The 25,251-nt window shown below is 34.9% G+C and carries 7 protein-coding genes; 1 reads left to right on the top strand and 6 read right to left on the bottom strand.

The window, feature by feature from the left end:
• Nucleotides 1-23: 23 nt before the first annotated feature.
• The 6 genes from AC3IPI_RS05670 to AC3IPI_RS05645 form a co-directional block, all read right to left on the bottom strand.
• The gene (locus AC3IPI_RS05670) at nt 24-1,865 is read right to left on the bottom strand and encodes a LysM peptidoglycan-binding domain-containing protein (protein WP_039118446.1); all 1,842 of its coding nucleotides are present in this window, start codon (nt 1,863-1,865) and stop codon (nt 24-26) included.
• 107 nt (nt 1,866-1,972) lie between these two features.
• A complete protein-coding gene (locus tag AC3IPI_RS05665) occupies nt 1,973-3,160 on the bottom strand; it encodes a phosphoglycerate kinase (protein ID WP_086895365.1) in 1,188 nt (395 codons plus the stop codon).
• Between the two features lie 167 nt (nt 3,161-3,327).
• Complete coding sequence (locus AC3IPI_RS05660) at nt 3,328-4,302, bottom strand: PorP/SprF family type IX secretion system membrane protein (RefSeq protein ID WP_489157680.1); 975 nt, start codon at nt 4,300-4,302, stop codon at nt 3,328-3,330.
• Between the two features lie 41 nt (nt 4,303-4,343).
• The gene (locus AC3IPI_RS05655) at nt 4,344-18,863 is read right to left on the bottom strand and encodes a T9SS type B sorting domain-containing protein (protein ID WP_489157678.1); all 14,520 of its coding nucleotides are present in this window, start codon (nt 18,861-18,863) and stop codon (nt 4,344-4,346) included.
• 158 nt (nt 18,864-19,021) lie between these two features.
• Nucleotides 19,022-23,344 carry a PorP/SprF family type IX secretion system membrane protein gene (locus AC3IPI_RS05650; RefSeq protein WP_489157676.1) on the bottom strand — a complete coding sequence of 1,441 codons (4,323 nt, stop codon included), beginning with the start codon at nt 23,342-23,344 and terminating at the stop codon, nt 19,022-19,024.
• Between the two features lies 1 nt (nt 23,345).
• Nucleotides 23,346-24,806 (bottom strand): hypothetical protein, encoded by a 1,461-nt coding sequence (locus AC3IPI_RS05645; protein WP_039113450.1) that lies wholly within the window; start codon nt 24,804-24,806, stop codon nt 23,346-23,348.
• Between AC3IPI_RS05645 and AC3IPI_RS05640 the strand changes: the two genes are divergently transcribed.
• Nucleotides 24,807-25,151, top strand: a complete 345-nt coding sequence (locus tag AC3IPI_RS05640; RefSeq protein ID WP_131450941.1) for a hypothetical protein — start codon at nt 24,807-24,809, stop codon at nt 25,149-25,151.
• The last annotated feature ends 100 nt before the right edge of the window (nt 25,152-25,251 follow it).

The raw sequence follows: 25,251 nt of genomic DNA, 5'->3' as shown, positions 1-25,251 counted from the left end.
CCAAATTTATATACAATTTTTGATTATCCGTTTATTTTGAGCTTCATTCCTGGTTTAATAGCTCCGTTTTCGATATCATTCCATTTTTTAATATCAGAAATAGTTACTCCTGGATATTTTTTGGCAATGCTATATAACGAATCTCCTTTTTTTACATAGTAATCAACTCCAACATTTTTTACAACATCTGTTTTTTTCTTGAAAGTATTAATGTTGTTTGATGCAACAATAATTTCTGGAGTTTCAGATGGTTCTTGAATATTAGAATGAATTACTAATTTTTTCATTGAAGCAATCATATCCATATTCTCTGGAGTCAAACCGTTCCATTCTTTTAAATCTGATAAAGAAACATTGAATTTCTTAGCGATTGTGCTTAAATTATCTCCTGCTTGTACCACGTAAAGTGACGGCTGAGATTCCGTTGTTTTTTTATCATCAACACTAGCAATTGCTTCTTCTGTATGTTTTTTATCAACCGCAGGAACCAATTTTACTTCATTGATATCTTTCTTGATAATTTTGCTTTCCGAAATAATCTTTAGACTTTTCCCAAGTGCAATTGAATTGCTCTTTAGGTTGTTCCATTTCTTCAATTGATTAATTGAAACATCATATTTACTTGCAATTGAACCTAAATTATCTCCTGAACGAACCTTATAAATTTGTGTTTTTGAAACAACAGTTTGGTTTGTTTTAGGCGAAGCCAATTTTGTAGCTGCAATTAATGTTTGCAGTCTATTTATTTTAGAACTTGATTCATGATTAAGATAAGCGTAAATTTTGTCTTCGTTTGAAGTAAAAATAGCCACTTTATCTTTTGGCAATCTCAAGAAATGCTCTTCGTCTTGATAAAAAGGAACTACATTCAGTTTATAAGATGGATTTAAAAGCTGAAGTTGTGCTTCGGGAACATCTAATAAATTAGATATTTGCCTAAAACTCATCTTTTCTTTAATTCTTACCGTATCTGTTTGAAAGTGTTGTACAACTGCTCTATCTGGAACAATACCATGTTCTTTATGATATTCGTAAAGATACATTGTAGCTAAAAATGCCGGAACATATCCTTGTGTTTCTTTAGGAAGGTAACTACGAATATCCCAATAGGTTTGTTTTCCTCCTGAACGACGAATCGCTTTGGATACGTTTCCTGGACCTGAGTTATAAGAAGCTAAAACTAGCTCCCAATCGCCAAAAATTTTGTACATTTTTGACATATAATCTGCAGCTGCAGTAGATGCTTTTAATGGATCACTACGCTCATCAATAAACGAATCTATTTTTAGATTATATTGTTTACCAGTGTGGTACATAAACTGCCAAAGTCCTGTGGCTCCCATTTTAGAAACTGCTTTTGGGTTTAAAGCTGATTCTACAACGGCTAAATATTTAATTTCTAAAGGAACGTTTTGCTTAGCAAATGCTTCTTCGAACATTGGAAAATAATATTCTGATAAGGCCATTAATCGCGAAAATGATTTTTTACGATTCTTTAAGAATGACTTTATGATATTTTCCAACCCTTGATTATACTGAATATTAAAGGGTGATTTCTCATTCATTGCCTCAAGACGTTGCTTTAACAACTCGGTTGGCAATTCATAATCTACCTTTGCATCGGTATTAATTGTTTGGATATCTTTAGATAAATCTTCGTATATGTCTAAACTCACTAATTCTTTCATCCAAAGACTGTCTACCCGAACTGCGTAATCGTCTTTTACAAATGAATTTTTAACTGAATCTAAATACGAAATCTTAATGTCCTGCTTTACAACTGGGTTTGTTTGCGCAACTTCTTGTGCAAACAAACCCATTGTAGACAACAGGAGTACTGATAATGTGGTATTTTTTACAATCATAACATCTATTTAATTGACATATTTCTTACAATTTCTATGCCGTAATTTTTGCAAACTTAAGGACTATAAAATGAAAGACTCTTTAAAAAGTGTTAAAAATGAGACAGTTAGTCCAAAATAGCTGCAATTCCAGGTAAAACTTTACCTTCTAACATTTCTAACATTGCTCCACCTCCGGTAGATACATAACTCATTTTATCTTCAAAACCGAACTGTTTTACAGCAGCTACTGAATCTCCTCCTCCTACTAATGAGAAAGCTCCATTTGCTGTAGAAGCAGCGATATAATCTCCTAAAGCGATTGTTCCTTTGGCGAAAGATTCCATTTCGAAAACTCCTAATGGACCATTCCATAAGATAGTTTTTGATTCCATGATTACTTTCTCAAAGTTTTCCAATGATTTAGGACCTGCATCAAGACCTTGCCATCCATCAGGAATTGCATATACATCTACTATTTGTGTGTTTGCTGTGTTTGAGAAATCATCTGCAGCAATAACATCAACTGGAATATGTATTTGAACTCCTTTTTCTTTAGCTAATCTCAAAATTTCAAGTGCTAGTTCTAATTTGTCATCTTCACAAATAGAATTCCCTACTTTACCACCTTGTGCTTTAATGAAGGTAAAAGTCATTCCTCCTCCAATAATCATATGGTCAACTTTATCTAAAATGTTTTCGATAACCGTAATTTTCGAAGAAACTTTAGATCCACCAAGAACAGCTGTAACTGGTTTTTCACTATTTTTAAGTACTTTATTTAAGCTTTCTATTTCTTTTGCTAATAATGTACCGAAGCATTTTTCGTTAGGGAAAAATTGGGCAATTATTGTTGTCGAAGCATGTGCTCTATGTGCTGTACCGAAAGCATCGTTTACATAGATATCTCCTAATGAAGCTAATTCTTTTGCGAAAGCTACATCTCCAGCTTCTTCTTCGGCATGGAAACGTAAATTTTCTAATAATAAAACTTCTCCTGGTTTTAAATTTGCAGCAGCATCTTTAGCAACTTCTCCAACACAGTTTGAAGCAAACTGTACAGGAACTCCTAAAATATTTGAAGCTGTTTTTAAAATATGTTTTAAAGAGTATTTTTCTTCAACTCCTTTTGGTCTTCCAAGGTGTGACATTAAAATCACGCTTCCGCCTTGGGCTAAAATTGCATCAATTGTAGGTTTTGCAGCTTCGATACGAGTTGCATCTGTTACATTAAAATTTTCATCTAATGGCACATTGAAATCAACACGAATGATAGCTTTTTTATTCTTAAAATTAAAATCTTTTAACGTTTTCATTAAGGTAAGTTTTTTAGTTTTTTTTGAAAGAATAACAAATATAGAACTTTTAGCTTAGTAATAAATTCGATAAAAATAAAAAACAGGGGTTTACATAAACGAAAACGATGTAATTTGATAATTATTTTAAATTAAACACAAAAAATCAAAAATTGGCTAATTAATTATTAATCGTGAACTGGATTTTGTGTACATGGACAGTTACTAATTGCCTGAAGGAAATCAAATCCTATAGTTACAACGTGTGTTCCTGAATTGTAAGCTCCTATACGGTTAAGTGATGCCTGGTATGAATAACCAAAGTAAAAACCTGCCTTCTTGAAACCTGCCATAGGCCCTACCATTAATGGCTGGAAGAACTGATCATTTAGGAAACGATAAGAAACTCCTATCCAATAATAATCTTCGTAACGATTGTATTGTCTGAACTTAAAGTTAAAATCGGTACTTGAACGCTGATCACTTGCAAACAATTGGTAATAAACTGATGGTTCGAACTCGATTCGGTTGTTCTCTGCTCCTTTAAAAACATATCCTGTATAAACTTGATAGTTTCGAAGTAAATTAGGCTCTATACCGTCGAATTTGTCGATTTCTTTATTCAGGATGTTACTCGCATTAAAACTTAAATAGAACGACTTATTACGATATAAAACACCTACATCGAAGTTGTTATTAGAAACGAATCTGTTATCGGTAACACTTGGATCTGGTGCAGGGATTTCATATGTTGGATTAAATTCGTTGATATCAATTTTAAAATTATTGATGTTATACGAAATACCAAAAGATAAGTATTGCTTAGAATAGTAATCCAAAATTAAGTGGTGCGCAAAAGATACTTTGGCTCCTGTTTGTCTTGTATATCCGTTACTATCGTTATAAAGCGATATTCCCACTCCTGAACGATCTAAGATTCTAAAATCCGCATAAAGCGATTGGTTATCTGGTGCGTCTTTAACTCCTACCCATTGTGTTAAACCATTGGCACGTATTCTTAAGTTATCACCAATTCCGGCAAAAGTTGAAGATACTACAAATGGGTTATCAGCAAGGTATTGTGTGAAAACTGGCAAATTTAACTCCTGGCTGTAACCTGATGTTACAGCCATAAGTAGAAATGATATGATAATTTTTTTCATTGTATTTTTAATTTTAGATAACATAATTACTTTGTTATTAGTTATCTGTAAAGGGTGAAATGTCCAACAAACTCTCTGTCATCTTTATTGTCATTGAGTTTCAATACGTACCAGTAATCACCAGATGGCAATTCGGCACCATTGTATTTTCCATCCCATTTTTGACCCAATCTGTATTTGCAAATTATACGTCCGTATCTGTCAAAGATGTCGAATGTTAAATCTTTGTAATTTACTGTACATCCTGGAGCCCAAGTATCGTTTATGCCATCTCCATTTGGAGTAAAGTGGTTCGGGATACAAACATCGATGTAAGGAACATATCTTGTAGCTGTAGCTGTACATCCATTTTTATCTGTTACAACAACTGTGTAAGTTCCTGTTTTGTAAATAATGAATTTATTAACTGATCCATAAGGTTCTCCATCTAATGTGTATTGGTATTCTCCACCACCACCTGTAGCTGTTGCAACAATTTCATTTAATCCACCATCGGTTAATGTTAATGTTAATGGTTGAACATCTTCTATAGTAAATGGTAATGTAGTTTGCTCACAACCATTAGAATGTCTTGCTGTTACAGTATGTGTTCCCGGAGCAACATTAACAAATATGTTACTATCCTGATATGTTGTGCTACCATCTAATGCATAATCTACATCGGCTGGGTTTGCACTTTCATGAATTGTTATAGTCACAAAATTTGCAGCTACATTATTCACACAATCCGTATTAACCTTAGCAGTTGGCTCTAGTTTAACTGATTCTGGCATTGGAATTTCTAGTTCAGCCGTACAATTGTTAGCATCCAAAACATAAACAGTATGTATACCTCCTACTAAACCTGTAAAGAGATGGTTTGTACCAGTTACTGGTGCATAAGTACCTTTTCTGTCATCTAAACTTACTCTGTAAGGAGCAGTTCCTCCAACAATTTCGATACTAAATGATCCATTTTTCTCTCCAAAACATAACTCTGGCAATATACTATTTGGTACTAGAGATGGGCTTAAGATTCCTGGTTCTTTTATTTCGATATCTTTAATCGGTAACTCACATCCGTTTTCGTCCTGTACTAATACATGGTAGAATCCTGCTTTTAAATTGTCAAAAACATTAGATTCGAAGAACTCTTTAAAGTTTGGCGAAATCGCATATCTAAGTTTACCTGTTCCTCCAGAAGCTATAACTGTAATCATACCGTTTTTAGACGCATTACATGTTAAATGTGTAGGAACGGCATTAGCTGTTATACTTGTAGTTGGTTCTGTAATTGAAACTAATATCGACTTCGTATTACAATCTCCACTATCAACTCTTACAATATAATCTCCTTTTGAAAGATCTTCAAAACGTCCTGCTACTTTTTGGGTTGGCGTAGGCACAATTGGTTGACCAGCTGCATCTAGCAACGTGTAAACATAGTTACCTAATCCACCTACAGCAGTTACATATATACTACCTGTACTTGATCCTTTACAATGAATGTCATAATCAGTAACACTACTTAAAACTAGTTCTGGAACTTTCGGCGGTGTAATACTGTTAACAGTTTCGGTAGTACAACCAAATACATCTTGTACAAAATATTTATACGTAGTTTCTGTTGTCGTAAATGGCAATACAATTGTCACTGATGAATTAAACGGCGCACTATAATCAGTTCCATTTGTACTATACTTATATGGTCCTGTACCTCCTGTTGCAGTAAGTGTTAACTCTGGAACTATAAGACAAGTTTCGTTAGTTTTAATTGCTAAAGATCCTTTTACTATTGGTGGCTCATTAATTTCTACTGCCACAGATGTACCTGTACATGTCCAACTATCTGTAACTATCACTACATAACTAGCTGCTTTTAATCCTGTAAATACATTATTCGGTTGTGGACCGTTTTTAGTTACAACTCCATCAGGATATGTTGCAACCAATGTATATAAATATTTACCTGAACCTCCTGTAGTAGTTACTGTAATTTCTCCTGAATTATCACCAAAACAAGTTAACATTGCTTTAGCTACATTAGCTGTTACTACAATTGGTGCTGGTGTTTTTAATTCTAAAGGCTTTGGAACTTCACACATCTTAGTATCTCTTACTTTAACAATGTAATTTCCAACTCCTAAGTTAGGGAACGTTGATTGAGTAGACCAACCAACTAATGGAGCTCCATTTAATTCTAACTGGAACTCGTAGCCTCCTGGCCATCCACCTTTAGCAGAAGCTATGATTTTTCCATCATTACTACCTGCTGCACAAGTAATTTCTGAATGCTGTACATCAAGTTCTAATGCTGCCAATGGTCTTTTGATTTCAAACTCAGCATCTACATCACAAAATGGCGAATCTATTAATGTAGCTGTTATTTTATAAGAACCTGCTTTTAAATTACCAATTGTAAGTGGTCCTAGATTTGCACTAGTGCCATTGCTTGATGTTGGGCCAGTAATTACATATTTGAATCCACTAGGAAGATTAGATGGAATTACTTTAGAATCTACTAAAGTGAAATCTATGCTTCCATTATCTGAATCAAAACATGTAAGATCCTTAATGTTTGTTGCTTTTAACTCGAAAGTATTCGAATTATTAACAGTATGAATTCTATCAAGACTACATCCTGTATCAGGATTTTTAACTGTAATTGTATATTGTCCTACTGGTAAATCAGTAAAAGTATTTACTCCAATTAGATTCGTTTTAATTGTACCATCTGGATACTTTATAGAATATTCTAAAGCTGGTAATGGCAATACTCCTTCAGCAGTTACATTAACACTGATATCTTCATTAGTTAAACATGTGATGTAGGCATCAACTTTTATAACAGCATCTTTAATACCTACATAAGGCTTAATTACTGCTGTAGTGCTTATAGGGCAATTATTGTTGTCATAAACTTCTATGATATAAGTGCCTCCTGCTACTTCAGACGAAGTATATATAGTCTCTTTTCCTGACTGAACAATTCTGTCATCTGCTGGTGTAGCTCCTTTTTTAATAAATACATATTTAGTAAGCGGTTGAGTACCTCCTGAAGCGCTTACTTCTATCGTAGCAAACTTAGGTGCATTTGTTCCTGCATTACATTCAAATTCTGTAACAACTGGAGTAGCAATAACAATTATGCTTGGTTGTATAATTTCAGTTTTTGCTGAACCTGGACAATTTCTACCCGACATAACCGATACTGTATATTTACCTGCTGGTAAATTACTGAATGTAGGTTCTTTTTGTTCTGCTCTAGCAACAATATTACCTTTATAATCAACACCATCTAAAGTAAACTTATAGTCAGGGTTATTATTACTTGCATCTAGAGTAACTGTTATAGTACCATTAGCTCCATCAAAACAAGTAACAGGAGTTGCTGTTAAATCAGCATCTACAATAGTAACAACTGCTGCTGTAGGTATTGTATAATCAATTGATGCCATACAATTTGTCACCATATCTTTTACCCAGAAATAATACTTAGTTCCTGGAGTTAAATTAGGGAATACAGCCGTTACGCTAAATGTATTTGGTGTTGTAGCAGTTCCAGTAGCATATTGATAATTAGCAGGAATTGTTCCTCCTAAACCTTGTAGAGTAACAACACCGTCGCCACCGTTACAAGTTGGGTATGTTGAAATTTCTGCCGATAACTCTAACGGTTTCAAAATTGTAAATGCAGCAGTTGCTTTGGTAATACATCCATTAGCATCTTTTACATATACATCGTATGTACCTGGTCCTTTTACTGTTAATTGATTGTTTGTCGTAAATGTTTCATCAACATTAGTTAAACTATATTTCAATGGTCCTACACCATTAGCAGTAACTGTTATTGTATAATCTGCACCAGCAACATAACATTGACTATCTGGTGTAGCTACAATAGCAGATGGAAGTGGATCTACAGTAATATCTACAGTTGTCATAACTGAACATAGATTTTTATCTATAACCCAAACATCCCATTTAGTGCTCACAGTTGGATCAAGTGTAGCGGTATTGCTATCAAAATACTTCCCAATTGGTGAATCTCCTGATTTTACAAATGCATATTTATAATCTGGTGTACCACCAATAACCGATGCAATAGGAACTGTTACCTGTGCACCTTTAGTTTTACAATTTTGTGGCACATTTGTAATTGGTCCTAAGCTTAATGCTAATAAAGGTTCCGTAATTATAACCGCAGTTGATGTTTCAGAACATTTAGGGAATCCCGTTTCTTTAACTACAACTGTGTAATTATTTCCTGCAGGTAACCCAGCAGTAATTGTTGAACCTAGAGTAGTATCTCCATTTCCTGCATCTACAGGAACAGCACTTATTCCGTTATAAACTTCATAAGTATATGCTCCAGTATATCCGGTAACATCTATAGTGATTTTTCCTGTGCTATCTGTTTTACATCCTACTTGAGTGGAAGCAAAAGCTGTTACTTTAAGATTATTAAATAATGGAACTTCTTGAATTTCTGATTTTATACTACAACCTGTATTATTATCGAAAATTTCGAATTCATAATAACTACCTGCAGTATCTGCTTCATAAGGAAATGTAGTACCTGTAACAGTCGTTAAACTTCCTGGAACAAGAACTCCATCTTTATATACTTGGTATGTAAATTCTTTTGGAGTATTTGTTCCTCCGTTTATAACTACATCCATTACTTGTTTCTTGTTTTCACAATCCATATCTGCACCAAAAGTTACATCTACAGAAATTAAACTTGGGAATGGAGCAATTGGAATAGTTACATCATCGATACAATCATTTTCGTCCTTAACGTAATATGTTACGTTTTGAATTGTTTTGTCAGCACCTACATAAAATACATTATCATTTCCATAAGTAATATTGTCTTTACTATAAGTGAATTTTCCTGTTCCTCCAGCACCTGTAACGGTCACTTTTACTTTTTTAGGAGTGTTTCCTGTAGAACATTCAAATGGGTCTGCTACTGCATCAGCAACAACTTCAACAGGTATACCAATAGTAACTTTTACTATTTCTTCACAACCTCTTTCAGATTTAACTGTAACATTATAATCTCCTGAAGCTAACCCAGTAAAATAACCATTTGATTTTTGTATAACTGGAGTGCCAACTGGAAGTCCTGTTATTGGATCAAGTGATGTAAGTGTGTATGTATAATCTGGGTTATTATTAGCTGCTGGTAAATTAACTTTAATTGTACCATTACTAACGTTTCCTTGAGCTGGTTGCCCTGCCGGAGTCATACAATTTGGTAATGTCACTACAATATCACCAATTGCTAAAACTACTTTTGTAGGAAGCGGAATATCAACATCTACAGATTTTTTACAATGAGTACTTAAATCCTCAACAGTAACAGTATAACTTCCCGCTGCTTGATTTTTGAAAACACCATTGTTCTGCACTACATCAGCAGGAATAGGAACTATTGTAGTATTATTTTTTAAAGTAAATTCAAAATTATTTAACGTTGTATTACCTCCAGAAACTTCTGCAGTAATAGTACCGTTTGCGATATCACAAACAGGATCAAGGGTAAATTTAGCTTTAAGGTCTAACGGTTTGAAAATTTCTACTTCCACTTCGTTGCTTGTACAACCGTTTAAGTCTTTAACTTTAATTTTGTATTTCCCTGAAGTCAAATCAGCTATTGTAAATAATGGTGTTGTTGTAATCGCAACAGCGTTACCCCCATTTAAAGTGTATGTATATGGCCCTACACCAAGTGTAGTTATATTTACATTGATGGCAAAATTACCTTCGGTAGCAGAACAGAAAGCTGGATCTATAACTGCATCAATTATTGGTTCTGGATCTTTAACAACTGTTACTGCTTTATATGCAATACAACCATAAGCATCACGAACATAAACCAAGTAATTACCTGCTTCTACTTTAAAAATGCTTGATGTATGTGTAGGAATAACGAAAGAATCTGCTGTAGGCGGAACATCTATTAATGGATCCTGACCTATTGCTCCATTATCAACAACAATTTGATACAAGTATGGAACCGCTGCAGAAGCTGGAATTGCTGGTACTGCAGGCGAAGTTGGAGTTGCTGGTACTGCTGGTACAGCTACAACCGCTGGTATAGTAGTTCCTCCTTTTGGAAAAGCTTCGATTACTCCTTTCAATGGGTTACAATTAGCATTATTAGTTGATCTAGCATCTAATGTTAAAGCTGTAGCTGAACCTGTAATATTGAATTGAATTGAAGCAACACTACATCCTTTTTTAATAGGTAAAGTTGTTCTATCTAATATCTCAGTTACCAAAACATAATAGTTTCCAAATGGAAGTACTCCGAAATTTTTTATATCTAGAGTACCATTTGCTGGTACTGTTCCTGAACCAATCGGTCCTACTGCTGCTAAAGTTTCTGCATTAAAAATTTGATAATCCACGTCTGTTGGTACAGTATATGGGCTATAAACTTCTAAAGATACATTTCCATTATCGGCATTTAAACAAGTGATGTTGTTAGCTTGTAATTTCTTTATTTCTAATTTAGAATTTGTTGGAATTGGCTTATCTGCCGTTTCAAAATAATAACATTTAGTCCCTTCATCATAAACAATAAATGTATAGGTAACTCCTGGTGTTAAATCATCAAAAATAGCTTTTTTACTACCTGGTATAATAACTGGATCTCCAACAGGAGAGCCTAAAACAGTTTCATCTTTCCATGGAGCAGATGTCGGAGAAGTCCAAGTCATTCCTGGACCTGTGTAAATAGCAAAATGAAATGGTCCGTTTCCTGTAATTCCTGCTCCGGTACCTGTACCAATAGCTACAGTAGCAGAACCTCCTGTAGAACAATCTGCAGGTGGGAAACTTACATCAATATCTAAATCCTCTGGAGGAGATGCTACTAATATGTCTTTTATAATTTTAGAACAATTATTTGCATCTGTTACAATAATTTGATAGTAGCCAAAATTTACTACCTCAAAAACTTGTACAGAACCATCTTGGTCTTCAAATTTCACATCGTAACCATTAACTCCTTTTACATGATAAATATAATCTTTTGTTCCTCCTTTTACTTCCTTAATTGTAATTGCCCCTAATGATACACCACCTGCTTTACAAGTTATAGGATCAACTTTATAGTCAACTACAATAGGATCTGGTTGTTTAATTTCAACATTCAACTCTGTTTTAGAACAAGATTTGGCATCAGTTACTTTTACAGTATAATTACCTGCTGGAAGTCCAGTAGTTTGCTCAAAATATGGTGTACTAGTTGTTGTATTGTAAACATCTATTACATAAGGTCCTACCCCAAAAGCAGTGTCTATAGTTACAGTAATTGAACCTGTAGACTCACCATTACATAAAATAGTTGAATTGGCTACTGCTGTAAATTGTGGGTCTGTTTTTGGTTTTACAGTAACTGTTGAAGTTACTTCACAACCTGTATTATCTTTTATAACAAATACATATTTGGTATCTGTCGTAGCTGTTGTAGCCACATTATTTGTGTAAGAGAACTTGTTTCCTGTTATTGTTTTAACAATAGGATCTGCAACTCCATTTACGGTTACTGTGTAAGTATAAGGCGCTGTACCGTCAAACACTTCTCCTTTAATAATTATATCTGGATCAGTAGTAGTACAATCAGCACTTTTATCCAAATTTACAGTTGCTCTTAGTTCTTTTGCAATATGTTGAGATGGTAATACTAATGTACAACCAGTTACTTTGTCCCTAACTGTTACGATATAATCTCCTGGTTCTAAATTAGAAAAAGTACCTGTAGGCTGATAAGTCCCATTATCAAGTTTATACTCGTATGTAGGCGATGGCACTACATCTGGCGTAACAATTATTGTTGCTTTATTCGTTTTATCATAACATAAATCTGAAGTTACATCTATTGTAGCCTTAGGTTTAACTTTATCTTTCAATTCAAATGTTTCTGATACTTCACAACCATTTAAATCTTTTACAGTTACTTTATAGTCTCCAACTTGTGTTAAATTATCAAAACTATTTGTTGATTGTGGACCAACTACAGTTCCATCAGGTTGTGTAAGGGTATATTTATTAGTTCCCCAACCTCCTTTAGTATCAACTACAACTTTACCATTAACATCACATGTCATCGGTGTTACAGTTAATTTTGTCAATTCTAATTTTTCAGCAGGTGCCAAAATTTTAGCAGTCGCTGAAGCAGTACAATTTGTTCCAAGATCTGTTATGATTAATTCATAATTCCCTGCTCCTAAATTTGGTACATCTACATCAAATGTTGTTGATCCCGTATCTTGAGTTGTACCTGTTACAGGTGCTCCTCCATTGATAGCGTATGAGTAATCAACTTTATTTCCTAAATCCTTGATAGTGAATTTTGCAGAACCGTTTGTAGCATTTAAACAAGTAATGTTTATTGACTCTTTTACTGTTACTACAATTGGTGTTAATTTTTTAATAGTATACGGGAACGAGAAAGTACATTTATTAGCATCTCTAACAGTAAATGTATAAGTACCAGGGGCTAAATTTTTGAATATGTTTTCTGGCTGCCAAGCTCTTGTTAATCCAGTTGGTGCTGTTATTGAATATTCATATGGTCCTTTTCCTCCTGTTACACTTTCGATAGTAACATCTACTTCATTAGATGGGCATTTAAGAGCTGAATTTGTAATATTCATCGCAGTAATCGGAACTAAATCCAGAATAATTCCTGCATCCTCAGTAACGTTACATCCTTTGCTATCAGTAATTGTAACTGAATAAGCTCCGCCTGTAGTTAAATCTTTAAATATACCTGTGTTATTAGTTGCTACTACTGTAGTAACTCCACCTTTGGTTATCTTCAATACGTAAGTATAAGTAGTACCGTTTCCACCTGTTGCCGAAGCAGTAATGATAGCTTTAGTTTCACAAGTATATTGTGTTGATATCTTAACTGAAGGTGTAATTACATCTGGTTGTGTAATATCAACTTCTACCTCTCCTGTACAACCATTAGTATCTTTTACATAAAATTTATGCTTTCCTAAAGTTAAATTATTAAAAGTAGGTACGCTTGTAAATCCTGTTGTAGGATTATCACTAAACTGGTAATCACCTGTTCCGTCATGGCCAGTTAATACAACTGAACCATCAGACAATCCATGACAACTAATGTTTGTTTGCTCTGCCTTAACCGTAGGGTTTGTAATTGAAGCTACATTACCCTCTGCAGTTGTTATACATTTATTTTTATCGGTAATTTCAAAAGTATATTTACCCGCAATAGTCGTAGTATATGTGAATTTTGGACCCGCAATAGCCCCTACGCTAGCATATACCTCTTTACCTGTACTATCTTTAACTATATAACTAAATGGGGTTGTACCTCCATTAATTGTTACTTCAATCTTAGCTTCTTTTGGATCGATACAAGTTAATGAAGTAGCTGTTTTGGCATCTGCAGTAAGATTAGCATTAATTGTTTGGCTAATTACTGTAGCCTCACAACCATAAGAATCTGTTATTACAAATGTGTAATCTCCTGTTGCTTTTGCCTCGTAAGTAAATGAAGTAGCAGGTGCTAGAACTGGAATTTTAGATCCTAATACACCAGTATTATATTTAACCTGGTAATAGTAAGGAGCTACACCATCGGTAATATTAACCGTTATTGTTGCTATTTTTCCGTTAAAACATAAACCTGTATTATCTGCAATTTCAGCTTTTGGAGCAACTGGTTTATCAATAACCAAAGGTATGTCTATATCATCTAAACAACCATTTTTATCTTTACCTGAAACCGTATACGTTCCTGGTTTAACGTCTGTTAATATCCCAGTAGATGGGAAAGTAACTACATTAGGCGGTGTTGCCGAATCTGTAAGTGTAAATGTATAGTCTTTTGTACCACCTTTTCCTGATGCAGTAACTGTAGCGCCTATAGAACACTTAGCAGCAGTAGCTTTTGCTTCTACTTCAAACTTATCTGGTGATCCAACTGTAGGCTTAAGCGTAAAATCACACCCTACAGAAGTAGCGTCATAACGAACCTTAACCGTATGTTCTCCCTCTCCTAAACCATCAACAATAGTCTCTTCTAATTTAGAAACTTTCCAAGGTAGAACTCCATCTATTAAATATTCAAATCCATTGGTAGTATCAAAATTAGATGCAATAATTGTTAACCTTCCATCTTTATTTCCTTTACATTGTGTTGCGACAATATCTTTAACATCTGCAGTAAACTTTTTATTCGGATCTACAATAACATCAAATTTTTTGGTAGATAAACATGATTTTGGTAATTGATATACTTCTATATCATCAACCGCAAAGTCAATCCCATCAACTTGAGAAACTTCAAGTCGTAATACAAAATCTAATGTAGTATTACTACCTGGATTTATTGTTCTGTTATATTCTACCCAACCGTCTGTTTTTGGTATTCCACCTGTAGATTGTGAAGATAGTGGTTTCCCTGCACTGTTTTGCAATTCTACAGTAAGGGAAGCGTCTGGCTGAAAATTACCAACTTTTAATAAATTAGTAGCAAAAAACCTAACCTGTATTGGCTGATCTGGCACAATATCTTTAATAGTTTTTCTATAAAGAACCGCGTTATTTGGGATAGCAGTTCCAGCATCAACTGCTAAATACCTACCTCCAGTAGCAGCAGTACCAGTTGTATGGTCAACAGGGTTATGCCATCCGTCATAAGGATTATTTCGTAAAGAATTGGTAACCGTGTATTCTCCGTTTCCAAATAACTTATTTCCATTACATTTTGTTGCTTCAACTTGTCTTTCCCAACAAAAAGCAGGGTTAATACCTGGCGAAGTTTCATCTGGTCCAGAACCAAAATCTTCATTTAATAAATTACTAAATGTTGGTGCCGAAATCAATTTATATCTTACTTCAATTTTGTGGGGTGTACCAGGAACTGATGGTGGTACATTTACAAAAACATTTGGCGGAGTATTTGTATTTACCACTCCATTCAGTAAATATTCGTAATCATAATTAGCACCTCCGGTATTTGTAATTGTTACAGTAGTTGATGCATTTCCGTCACAATTAAATGTTGGTGTTGATACCTCAATTGTAGGATCTGCAGGTTTTTCTTCTAAAATAATTCCAGTCATTGCAAAAGGACAACCTGGTGCTGGTGAACTATCTTTAATATAAAAAGTATATGGTGTAGTTCTTGGATTAATGTAAGCTTCATTTGAATCTTGCCAAGTAGTACCTCCGTCAAAACTATATTTATATGGAGGAATTCCTCCTTGAGCATTTGTAATTCTAACTTTACCTTGTTTTTCAGATCCTGTTGGTCCACAACCAGATAACTCGGCAACCCCTGCAGAAGCAGTAACTTTTGTTGCTGGTGCTGTTATTGTAATTTTTACAGACTCATCAAAACAATCTACTTTGTCATAGGTATATTTTACTACAACATCGTAATCGCCTGCTGCTAAATTTTTAATTGGAGAAATTGTACTAAATGGTCCAGCAAGTCCATTAATACTATACGATACTGTATAGTCTGAAGTAGCAGGAGTTAAAGTAAATGAAATTTCACCATCAGCGCCTCCATAACAGTTAATATTTTTCTGATCAATTTTAACAGTTGGTCTTACTAAGTCTGGAACTGTAATAGTAGGAATTGTAACGCTACATCCCGCAGCATCTATAACAACTATATCATACGTTCCTGCTTTTGTAATTGGAATTAATGGGTCGGTTAAAGGAGTTTTATCACCATTAACATAATAGTAATAAAAATCTGGGAATCCTGCGACAGGCGTTCCTCCTGTTGCTACTACCGTAATCACACCATCGTTACAAGTAAGAGGTGTTGTAATACTAGCTTTAGCATCTAATTTATTATCATTTATAGTAACTCTTTCTGTTTTTACACAACCATCTTTTGTAGTAATTGCTACATCATATATACCTGGTGCAATACCTTCAAAAAGGTTAAAATTCTTAGGAGCAACAATTTTTCCTGAGTCGCCTTTTACATCACCAGTTGCAACTTCTGTAATAATAAATTGATACCATCCGTCTACTCCAGTAACAGTCGCTTTGATAGTTCCTCCTTTTCCAGCACAACTTGGATCTGTAGTATCTATTTTTGTTTTAAAAGTTTTCTCTATAATTGTAACATCCGCAGTATACTCACATTTTTCAAATGTATTATCTACTGCTTTTGTTTTTATATGAACGATATATCTTCCTGCTGGAACATCATCGAAAACATTTGAATCCTGGTAAGGTTTTACGCCATCCAAACTATATTGGTATCCGAATCCATCATTTGGTTTTGGATTTGTAATGGTAATACTTCCCTTCGTATCACAAACGATATCTTGCTTTGTAAAGGTTGGGTCTACTACACTTTGAGTCACATTAAAATAATATATATTTTCACATGTATTATTATAAGTAACTACAAGTCTAAAAGTACCTGCTCTATTAGCAGTATAAGTTGGCCCCTTAGCTACTTCTGTCCAGTTTGTAGCAGTTACATCAGGACAACTATCATCTAGTGTTGATGGTCTTGGATCTTTTGTTTCTTGCCAAACAATACTTGATGCTCCTTCGATTTTAGTATCAATAGGTTTTGTAGCATTTTTTCCACATAAGAATATTTTCGGAAATGGCTTACCATCATTAATACAAGTATAAGGCAATTTAGTTATTGGATCAATATTATCCGCAAAACTATTAACTGGATTATCATTAATGTTTACAGTATATTCCTTAACAATAAATGTTTGAGTTATTCCTTTGCATGGTGCTGCTGCACTAGTAACTACTGTGTATGTACCTGGTTTAGTAACGGTAACTTCTTGGTTGTTACCTCCAAAAATATTTCCATTAGGATCTTTCCATACATAAGTAGTATAACCACCTCCAGCTTTTAGTTTAACTGTACCACACAAATATAATGTTTGCTCAAATTTACATTTCTCTAAACCAATAAGAAAGTTAGTTGCTGTTGGTTTACCAACATTACAACCTTCCTCTGCGGAAAGACTTCCTTCTCCAAATGTATTTTTGTTAATAACTCCGTTATATTTTGAAATAGCTGTATTATCAATAACATTTGAGCATGCGTCTGTTAAAGCATCACAATCTTTAACTGTCTTTACTCTAAATGTTAGAGTAGTGGTACCACTATTACTTACAACAAGATCTGGAGCAACCTCAAATACTATGGTTCTGGTAGCCGCATCATAAGATTTTACCTTTACTCCATCTGGTATATCTAAAAAATCGGTTTTATCGTTAAAAATAATATTATTAGGCAGAATATCTGTAATTGTAAAGTTTACTGCGTTATCATTACCTTTATTTTGGAAGCTTATTTCATATTTTAATTCTTTATCGATACTGATGTCCTTACCTCCCGCATCATAATACTTACCGGCATCATCTTTTGCAAAAACTTTTTTAAGAAGTACAATCCTTGGTGCAATGATTTCGACAGCAAAAGCATTAAAATAATAAAAATAGAGATCCTGATCACTACCCAAGCTTATCTCTGCGGAGGTATCACCATTTTTAATTACAGAACCTCCCGGGTATTGAGTGGTTGGATCATTTTTTACTTCAAACACCCCCGCATCAAATCCTAATGTATTGGAACTATTAAGATCTCTATCCTTTAAGATAGTCCCCATTGAAGTAACCGAACTGTTAAAGAAATTATCTTTAGTAACCCATTTTTTACCATTATAAAACGATTCTTGTGGTCTTTCCTGAGGTGTAGATTTAAATCCATTAATCGATAAATAATCACCTCCGATATCTAAATCTCCTTCTATTGCCGAAAAAGCAAATTTTGCTTTTACCTGACCCACTGGAATTGTAGTAAATCCAGAAATTTTGATTTTTAAATTATTATCAACATCAATTGCACTAAATCCATCAAATGATGTAATTGCTTTTTCTGGCAAAGTTGCATTTTCATATACAAAGAAAAGAGACCATCCTGCAGATAAACCTGTACCTCCAGAATTAGCATTAGCTGGTCTATTTGTACCTTGCGCCGTAGAAATATTGGCTACAGAATAATATCCCTGAGGATCAGGCCTTGGTGTTTTAGTAAAATAATCTGTTACATTGGCATAACATGCATAAGGCAAACTAGTACCTATTTTAGTACCGTTTGCATTATAAATAACGGTACCATCTATATCAACATAGCTTCCCCCAGGCATTTTAAACTTTACCTTATCTATTGCCTCAGTACCCCTGGTAACTGCACTCCAGTACAGTCCTACATATACAATCTTGGAACAAGTTGCATCAGGCAAAGTCAACTTAGCTTTACTTGAATTAAAAATACCAGCACCTCCATCAACATTAACATATTTCATGTTGAAACTGCTATTCTGATCCCTATCGTTAAAGGGTACCTCAGGGCCTTCACTCCTGGTACTTCGATTCAGGATGCTATTTCCAATCAAGAGGATGTCCCCTCTTAAATTTTTATTATTGTAGCGAATATCAAAACTTTTATAATTTTGAGAATAGGAAATAATGCTTTGTAAGAAGATCAAAGCAATTAAAGCAATTTTTACAATAGTAGGTTTTTTCATGGTATTTTCTATTTAATCATTTGCAATGCTTTCCTAAAATGGGGGGTCCAGGAAAACAAGACAAATGGCACTCTAAATATTTATTCAGTAGCATGCTCTTCTAAAAAACTAGAAGCTCCCTTGCATACTTTTTCTTATAATTTTATACAATAATCGTTTTATTCGTTTTCGACTTTTACAATAGACATTTTTCCGTTGTATGGTTTATTACCTTTTGATTCTAATGCTTTACTAGCCTCTTGTAAGTTATCATACTTATCGTAATAGATGTAATATTTACTAGCACTTACATTGTAAAAGAAATTAATATCTGATTGTCCTGCAGAAACTGCTTTGGTCAAAAATTCATCTCTTTTATCTGAGCTACTATGTACAGCAATAATCAAATAATAACCACTTTCAGCATTTTTAACATTCTTGATAATTTGCATGTTCGATTGTTCATCGCCATAATCAAAATCATTTGCCTTTAATGGTTTACTACTTGGTCTTGTCGTTTCTTTTATACGTTTTAAAGTAGCAACATCTTGTTGGTAACGACCTTGATCATTCTCGAATGCCGCACGCTTAATTCTACGTCTTTTCTCTATCTCAGTTTCTAGTTTAATTTTCTCTAAACTAGCAATCAAATCTGCATTCGATTTTTCTGCTCTTAATTGTTCTGCTTTTAAAGCTTCAATTTTGGCTAAGTAACTTTTGTTAAGTGCATCATTTTTATTCGGCACTTTTTTAAGTCGCTCATTATACAAATTCGTCAATCTGGTTAACGCATTTTTTTGTTCGCTGTTAACTTGAGCTATTTGTAATTTTAATGCCTCTAACTCGCTATTTTCAGACGCTACGCTCTTAAATGGTTTCGGTTCTTTATATATTCCTTTTTCACTTAAATCATTTTCTTCTCTAAGGTCATCAAGGTCTTTTTGTTTTTTAGCAACTGTAGCTGTCAATTGGTTCAATAAATCTGTTTGTGTTTTATATGAACTATCAAACACACTAGTTAAATTATCAATTGATTTAGCAGTCTCATCTTTAGCCGCATTCGCAGCTGCGTTTGATGCTGCAAGAGCATCTGCATCTTGTCTCGCTTTTAGTTCAGCATCCTGAGCTTGTCTTGCCTGAAGTGCGTCAGCATCAGCTTTGGCTTTAGCATCTGCATCTAATTTAGCTTTGGCATCAGCATCAGCTTTCGTTTTAGCATCTGCTGCTAATTTTGCTTGTAATGCTATTGCATCAGCTTTGGCTTTTGCATCAGCAGCTAATTGAGCATCTGCATCAGCTTTCGCTTTAAGTTTGGCATCTGCAGCTTCTTTTGCTTGTAATCCTGCAGCATCGGCTTTAGCTTTTGCATCTGCAGCAAGTTTGGCTTTTGCGTCTGCATCAGCTTTCGCTTTTGCATTAGCCGTTTCTTTAGCCAATAATGCTATTGCATCGGCTTTGGCTTTTGCATCAGCAGCTAACTTAGCTTGAAGAGCAATTGCATCAGCTTTAGCTTTTAATTTAGCTTCTGCAGCTAGTTTTGCTTGTAATGCATCAGACTCCGCTTTAGCTTTAGCATCGGCATCTATAATTGCTTTTAATTCGGCAGCTTCGGTTTTCGCCTTAGCGTCTGCTTTTATTTTAGCATCAGCATCAAGTTTTGCCTGGATTGCATCAGCATCAGCTTTAGCTTTTGCATCGGCTGCTAATTTTATTTTAAGTGCTTCAGCAGCGTCAGCTTTAGCTTTTGCATCAGCGGCAAGCTTAGCGTCGGCATCTGCTTTAGCTTTAGCATCAGCATCTAATTTTGATTGTAATGCAGTAGCATCAACTTTTACTTTAGTATCAGCTGCTAGTTTTGCTTGTAATGCAGCGGCGTCGGCTTTAGCTTTTGCATCAGCATCTAATTTTGCTTGAAGTGCATCGGCATCTGCTTTTACTTTAGCATCTGCTTCAAGTTTTGCTTGTAATGCAGCAGCATCGGCTTTAGCTTTATTATCTGCAGCTAGTTTTGCTTGTAGTGCATCGGCATCTGCTTTAACTTTAGCATCGGCTTCAAGTTTTGCTTGTAGTGCAGCAGCATCGGCTTTAGCTTTATTATCTGCAGCTAGTTTTGCTTGTAATGCATCGGCATCTGCTTTGGCTTTAGCATCTGCAGCAAGTTTCGCTTGTAATGCAGCAGCATCGGCTTTAGCTTTATTATCTGCAGCTAGTTTTGCTTGTAATGCATCAGCGTCTGCTTTGGCTTTTGCATCTGCAGCTAGTTTTGCTTGTAGTGCAGCAGCATCGGCTTTAGCTTTATTATCTGCAGCAAGTTTTGCTTGTAATGCATCGGCATCTGCTTTGGCTTTTGCATCTGCTTTGGCTTTTGCATCTGCAGCTAGTTTTGCTTGTAATGCAGCAGCATCCGCTTTAGCTTTATTATCTGCTTCTAATTTTGCTTGTAATGCATCGGCATCTGCTTTTGCTTTTGCATCTGCAGCAAGTTTCGCTTGTAGTGCATCAGCGTCTGCTTTGGCTTTTGCATCTGCAGCAAGTTTCGCTTGTAACGCATCGGCATCTGCTTTGGCTTTTGCATCCGCAGCAAGTTTTGCTTGTAATGCATCGGCATCTGCTTTAGCTTTTGCATCTGCAGCTAGTTTTGCTTGTAATGCAGCAGCATCGGCTTTAGCTTTATTATCTGCTTCTAATTTTGCTTGTAATGCATCAGCGTCTGCTTTGGCTTTATTATCTGCTTCTAATTTTGCTTGTAATGCATCAGCGTCTGCTTTGGCTTTTGCATCCGCAGCAAGTTTCGCTTGTAGTGCAGCAGCATCGGCTTTGGCTTTATTATCTGCTGCTAGTTTTGCTTGTAACGCATCGGCATCAGCTTTTACTTTTGCATCTGCAGCTAGTTTTGCTTGTAATGCAGCAGCATCCGCTTTAGCTTTGTTATCAGCCGCAAGTTTTGCTTGTAATGCAGCAGCATCAGCTTTGGCTTTATTATCTGCGGCTAGTTTTGCTTGTAATGCAGCAGCATCGGCTTTAGCTTTGTTATCTGCAGCTAGTTTTGCTTGTAGTGCGGCAGCATCGGCTTTGGCTTTATTATCTGCGGCTAGTTTTGCTTGTAGAGCGGCAGCATCAGCTTTGGCTTTATTATCTGCAGCTAATTTAGCTTGTAATGCAGCAGCATCGGCTTTAGCTTTGTTATCTGCAGCAAGTTTTGCTTTAGCATCGGCATCAACTTTAGTTTTTCCATCAGATGAAAGAGCTTTCGTTTTAAGTGCTTCAGCATCTGCTTTAGACTTAGCCGCTTCTAATTTTGCTGCTTCTATTCTGGCTTGAGCTTCAGCATCGGCTTTAGCTTTATTATCAGCTGCCAATTTAATTTTTGCTTCAGCATCAGCTTTAATTTTTGCTTGTGCTTCTAATCTTGCCTGTATTGCAGCTGCATCAGCTTTTGCTTTTGCATCAGCGGCAAGTTTAGCTTTTGTAGCTCCATCTGTTTTTACGACAGGAGTTGTAGTTGTTTTGGCTGGTGCCACTTTTTTGACAACAGTAGGTTCAATAAGTGCTCCTTCTTCTTCGTCATCTCCATAATAGTAGTTTTTGCTTTTAAATTTATAAGCAATAACAAATTCATGAGAAGCTCCAAAATTGGAAAAATTACCAGTCCCTTTTTCGTAGTTATATTCAATAGCAATTTTTGGTGTGATATTTACACCAAAACCTGCTGACATTCCGTATAAAGTGTTGTAACCTGCTTGTGCCCAAAATCCTTTAGGAATAGCAATCATTGCTAATCCAGAAATGACAGTTTTGTCTTTCTTGAATTCAGATTTTAAAAGACCTGAAAATTTACTTCTGTCAAAAAAACCATAAGCATCAATATAACCTGTGTACATAAGGTGAACTTCCACAGCTTGCTCTGGATCGTCTTTTACCATCTCGGAAGTGGCAAAATTATATAGCAATAAATTATTTACAGATAAACCAACGTCTAAAAATGCGTTACCGTAGTTAACACCTGGGTTAATCGTAATTAGTGAATTTGAAGGAATGTCATCGATATTAAGATTCATATCGTTTGAGATGATTTTCCCCTGATCTAATCCGCTTTTGTAAAAACCAACATTTGCACCAAAAGTAAGATTACTGTCTTCTTGTAATACTACATTGTGAGCAAAGTTTCCTATGATTCCAAAAGTAGTCATAAGACCATAATTTTGTTGGAATAAACCAATACCTATACCTTCATTTTCTCTAAATCTTCCTGAATAACTAAATAAATAAGTTTGTGGTGCATTATCAAATTGTACCCACTGACGCTTGTTATAAAAACTCGCATAGGAATTTTGTTCGCGAACAAAACTGAACGCTGGGTTAATAATATATCTATTAAATTTTAATGAATTTCTGATTGGTATTGAAAACGAAACAACTCCATCCCCTTTGACATTGTCTTGAGAATAGAGTACATGTGTTGAGCCGTAAAGAAAAGTAACGAATAGTAATATTTTCTTCATATTATTTAATTACAGTTATAGATCCTTTTTTTTCATCACTACCTTTTGTGATTATGTAATAATAAACCGGATTTATATTTTTAAAACTTTTTATTTCCCATTTTGAAGGATCGTAATCCACACCATTAAACATCACCTCTCCTTGTGAACTAACGATCATAACATTTGTATCTGCATTTTTATAATCAGCAGGAATGTCCCAAGTATTAAATGCGCTACTTAGGCTTACTATATTTGGAATGTTTTTAAGATTTGAATCCGATACCTGAAAACCAAATTCTTTGGTTCCTGTACAACCTGTAGTTTGTGTAACAGTTACTTTATAATTACCCAATTCTTTAACCGAATAATTATTGGTAATAGCATCTGGGATGACTACACCATTTAAAAACCATTTGTAAGAAGGATCTACAGCATCGCTAGTAACAGTAACATCTAATGTCTCTCCTGTTTCTACATTAATCACGTTGCTATTGGGAACATTAATACTTCCTGTAAAAGAACCTTCACTTTGCAAGTTGATAGATCCATTACCTGTACAACCACCAAAATCAATCTTAACAGAATATAATCCGCTAACATTGGTCTCGTAAGTTTTATTATTTGCTCCCTCGATTTTAACTCCTTCTTTAAACCATTCAAAGTTTATTCCTCCAGAGACACTTAAGGTAGTGGTTCCTCCGTTTGGACAAAATGGGTTTCCAAGGCTTGATGTAATTGTAGTACTTGCATCAGTTGTAGATTCGGTAACAGTAACTTTATTCGAGTAAGAATTTGCGCTTAATATACAAGCCCCATAATTGGTTCTGGCATAATAAATACCTGGCTGTGTAACAGTATAACTACCGCCACTTGCCTCCGCAACTAAAGTTTCGGGTAAGACAAGACCATTGTCTTTATACCAATTGTAAGTTAAGTTTGTGTGTTTTAAAGGAGAATCATTTAATGGTCCACCTGGATTATCAATAGATAAAACAAAATTCCCACCAGCACAATATGTCGCTGTCGGGATAAAATTGTTTAATGTATATTGAGCATTATGAACTTTATAGTACGCAGGAAATTCAACCGAAGGCTGACCAGTAGTTACTGGCGCCGTGGCTTTTACTCTAAGTCTATAATGTTCTCCGGCAGTATTCGTTGGAAACGCTATTCTTATTTTTCCTGGCGATGATACAATTTCTCCAACTGCAGAGGTGTAAACTACCGATGAGTTTGTAGTAAAGCTTCCGTCTGGGGCGGATAACTCAACTATAAACTGATTGGTTGCTAACAATCCTGTAACAGGCGAAAAGTTAAAATTTATATCATAGCCATTGAATCCAGGGCTAGCACAAACAGGGCTAAAACTAAATGTAGGTTGCCCTATAATTATTTGTGCTGATAAATTTGTATTGGCAAAAAAGATAACAATTAAAAAAAGAAAACTTCTGCGAAGAATAGTAGGTAATTCTTTCATCATATGATACGCTCTTTAATTACATCTTTATCAAAAAACAATAAGCTATCAATAAATGTTTCAGAAAAATCGTACTTACAGTTTACATCTAATACTTCAACAGGATTGTTGTTTTGTAGTGTAAACTTGGGTTGCGAACAGTCGGTTTCTATGTCATTAAAACTATTTACTACGCTTGAGTTTATAGCAAAGCTACCTATGGGGGCGGACAACTCTACTATAAACTCAGTTGTAGTATTTAATTCTAAAACTGGTGAAGAGCAAAGATTCTCTTTAGCAGTTTTTTCTATAGAATTAACGCAAATCGAGGTATCAGGAAAATTAGATTTTCCAGTAGTTGCCTCTTGAGCGAATGTATGATTAGTTGTTATAAGGAGCCCAAATAACAACAGATATGGTATTTTTTTACTATGTGGGGCGATCATTCTTTTTTAGATATATGTTTCCA

The organism is Flavobacterium sp. GL_143 (assembly GCF_057834355.1).
Note: the sequence above shows the minus strand (reverse complement) of the source record. Positions and strands in the feature narration are given on the sequence as shown.